This is a genomic window from Streptomyces sp. NPDC094143 (assembly GCF_040303825.1).
GTDB lineage: Bacteria > Actinomycetota > Actinomycetes > Streptomycetales > Streptomycetaceae > Streptomyces.
Window position 1 is genome coordinate 1 of the sequence record NZ_JBEOTZ010000108.1, and the last position, 3,061, is coordinate 3,061.

Annotated in this window: 3 protein-coding genes; 2 read left to right on the top strand and 1 reads right to left on the bottom strand. The window is 69.1% G+C overall.

Annotated elements, in window-relative coordinates:
* Nucleotides 1-1,051: 1,051 nt before the first annotated feature.
* Complete coding sequence (locus ABTZ58_RS39895) at nt 1,052-1,858, top strand: hypothetical protein (protein ID WP_351368371.1); 807 nt, start codon at nt 1,052-1,054, stop codon at nt 1,856-1,858.
* A gap of 148 nt (nt 1,859-2,006) precedes the next feature.
* Here the strand turns inward: ABTZ58_RS39895 and ABTZ58_RS39900 are convergent, their stop codons facing one another.
* Nucleotides 2,007-2,339, bottom strand: a complete 333-nt coding sequence (locus tag ABTZ58_RS39900) for a hypothetical protein (RefSeq protein ID WP_351368374.1) — start codon at nt 2,337-2,339, stop codon at nt 2,007-2,009.
* Here ABTZ58_RS39900 and ABTZ58_RS40455 point away from each other — a divergent pair.
* Complete coding sequence (locus tag ABTZ58_RS40455) at nt 2,315-2,650, top strand: DUF7178 family protein (protein WP_502996224.1); 336 nt, start codon at nt 2,315-2,317, stop codon at nt 2,648-2,650. The two genes, ABTZ58_RS39900 and ABTZ58_RS40455, sit on opposite strands and share 25 nt — an antisense overlap.
* Nucleotides 2,651-3,061: the final 411 nt, after the last annotated feature.

Sequence of the window (3,061 nt, forward strand, 5' to 3'; positions counted from 1 at the left end):
CAGACACCGGGCACCCCGCTACGACGTGGGCAAAACCGTCCGCCGGGAGAAGACCCTTACCGCCCTACAACGGATGAAAGGTTAAAGAACAAGCTCAGTGTGTGAGTGCAGAGCAGATCCCGGAGCCGGTCGTCTCCCGCCGTTGGAGGCCTGGCGACGGGCCGCAGCCCAGGGTGACGACCTGGCCGCCGGGAGATCGGCCTGCCCTCGCCGTCTGGTCACACGGGAAGTGGCGATACGCGCCTGTCCTGGCCCGTCAGGACTGGGCTGACGGGACGGTCCACTACCAAGTCGAGGTCGATCTGCGCGGCGACGCGAGCGTGTCCGTCCGCATGTACCAGTGGCCACAGCCAGGCCTGCGCGCCGCGCACTCGCCGACTCCTCAGCGGCGCGGGTGACAGGCCCCAAATGAAAGCGGCCGGCGCCCAATCCGCCGAAGCGGGTGGCAAGGGCACCGGCCAACCAAAGACCCTCACGAAGAGGAACTCCACCTCAGCATATCCCGCCCGCACCCCCTGTTGGGCTGCCCACGCCCCGCGGCTCACGGGACGCCTGGACATCCGCCACGGGCCCCCACGACGAGCAGCAGGGCACCTTCTCCAGCCGGGGCGCAGCAAGGCGCCAGAGCGCAGCACAGCCCTCTTTTCCGGGGTGGGTGGGCCGGGGCGCGGCACCGGCCGCCGCCTGCCACGCGGCAGGGGCACCGGGCGTCCGCTGCGCTCCCGCCCTCGCTGCGCGGCCCCTGCGGGCGCTGCGCGCCCCACGCGTGCTGCGGGGGCCAAGGCCCCCTTGCCGACCCCGCTGCGCGGCGCCGGGCACCGACAGCGCTGCGCGCCGCCGGGAGCGGCGACCGGCACCGCGCCCCGGCCCGCCTACCCCGGAAAAGGAAATGGAGGAAGCATATTCAACGAGAAAAGGAACACACCCAAAGGGGCCATTCTCGACCCTCTTTCAATTGATCACGAGTGAGGAATTGGATAGTCTTTTCTTGCCGGTAGGGAGTGGCACCCAATCGACACCCAAAGTCCCAACACTCGAAAAGAGAACACGAATGGAAACGCAGCAGCGTTACGTGCTCGGCAAGCGCGACGAAGAGGGCTTCTACCCCGTCACCGTCGATGAGATCCCGGCCGGAACCGTCCACCGCCGTCACGGCAGCTGGTACGCCACCATGCCCGGCCACCCCGTCCAGCGCGCCGCCGACCGGCACCAGGCCGCCGCCCACCTCGTCACCCTCATCGACCAGGGCAACCGCCCCACCGGCCCCGCCCCGGCACCCCGCACCCCGGCCAGCCCCATCGAAGGCCTGCGCGCCACCCGCTCCTACTCCCACCTCGTGCCACAGCTGCGCCTGAGCCTGGCCAATCTGGTCCGCGCCGCCGAGGCCATGGCCCGGCTCGCAGAGCTCGGCTGGAGGCCGCTGGAGGGTTACCCCGGCGCCGATCAGCCCTGGCTGATGCAGTGCCGCCTGTGCGGCTGGAAGGGCCGCCGCTTCTGGAGCCACCTCCGCGGCCGTAACAGCGACGGCATCCCCCGCCCCATCACCCGTCACCCCGGCTGCAAGCCCGTCTCCGAGCACGCCCAGGCGCTCAGCGACCTCGCCGCCCTGCGCACCAGCAGCTGCCCCTGCCCGCCCTTCCCCCGCGACAAGCACCCGATGGACGTCGACGCATGCCTGGACGTCCTCACCTCCATCCAGGCCGCCCTGGACGGCAAGGCGCACATGTCCGCCGCCATCCACGCCCGCAGCATCCTGGAGCCCTGCCCGGCCGCCACACGCCGCGCAACCGCCCTCAGGGCCGCCTACGAGCGCCACGTGAAGACCCAGCGGGACCTTAAGGCAGGCAAGGGCAAGTAACCCGGCAGAACATGGTCCGGGGGCAGTAGAACCGCCCCCGGACCATGTCTAAAAGAGCTGGCAAGCTTTCAGAGGGAAATCTTCGCTCAGACCATCCCCCGCATCATAAGAACGTGAATGGTCATCAGAGGTGGCCGTCTCGGGGCGCTCAGCCGCCGTACTCGATCGCCACGCCGCCGACGCCGGTGCTCAACGGCCCGCAGCCGATACCCGTGTATTGGGTGGTGCCCGGCCACACATACACCCAGTTCGTGTAGGCGTCGGGGGCCCAGCCGCAGATGGCGCGTACGGAGAATGCGTGCATCTGCGTCCCGGGGTTGTGGCACTGGCCATAGGCCACATCGTTCGCGATCCAGGTGCTGCACTGCAGCACGTTAGGCTCCGCAGCCGCCGCGGGTGAGGCAGTCGCGAGACCCACTCCGCCGGCGAGAGTGATCCCCGCCGCTCCGGTGACGAATGCGTGTTTCCAGAGTTTCTTCATGGCTTGCCCTTCTATTGCGCCCTGTGCTGGGCGTCCTGCGCGAAAGGGTAGGAGACAGGCAGCCAAACGAGATCCTGACAGATGTCAGGGCTCACGATCATTGCCTGGTGGCGAGAAGAAAACCTGTAACTTCCTGCTGCCCAAAACCCGCCGTGCGCGAAGTCTACGGCCAGCGGGATAGAGGATTGGGAGCGGTCGGCCGCTACAACGTGCTCGCGGACTGCTACCGCACCGCAGCACAAGAAATCGGAGAAATCCCCAGCAAAGTACAGGCCGTTACCTGGGTGGCCCACATCGAGCGTGCTCGGTAGGGGTTTGGGGGTGGGGGGCTGGTTCCAGAGTCCATCCGGGGATACAGTTTGAAGCACGGGGGTGGGCTGGTTCTGCCAAAGCTACATGCTGCATCACCTGATGCAGGCTCACCCACCCCGGCCACCCCCTCCCCTCGCTGCCCGGGCCGAAGGCCCGTTGGCCGCACCGCGCAGCGGGGCCGGCCTGTTGGCCGCGTAGCGGCCCGGGTGGCTGGAGCGCAGCGTAGGCCACCCGCGCGGGGCCGTAGGCCCCGCAGCTCCGGGAGCGCAGCGGACGGAGCGTCACCGGCCTTGCGCAGCAAGGCCGGTGGGCTGCTCGCGCAGCGAGCAGCAGCGCTCACGCGGAGCGTGAGCGCAACACCCGCGCGCAGCGCGGGTGTTCGTTTGCCCATCGCGCAGCGATGGGGTACC

Coding starts and splice junctions, on each gene's coding strand:
- ABTZ58_RS39895 (WP_351368371.1), top strand. CDS start 1,052: ATGGAAACGCAGCAGCGTTACGTGCTCGGCAAGCGCGACGAAGAGGGC.
- ABTZ58_RS40455 (WP_502996224.1), top strand. CDS start 2,315: ATGCGTGTTTCCAGAGTTTCTTCATGGCTTGCCCTTCTATTGCGCCCT.
- ABTZ58_RS39900 (WP_351368374.1), bottom strand. CDS start 2,339: ATGAAGAAACTCTGGAAACACGCATTCGTCACCGGAGCGGCGGGGATC.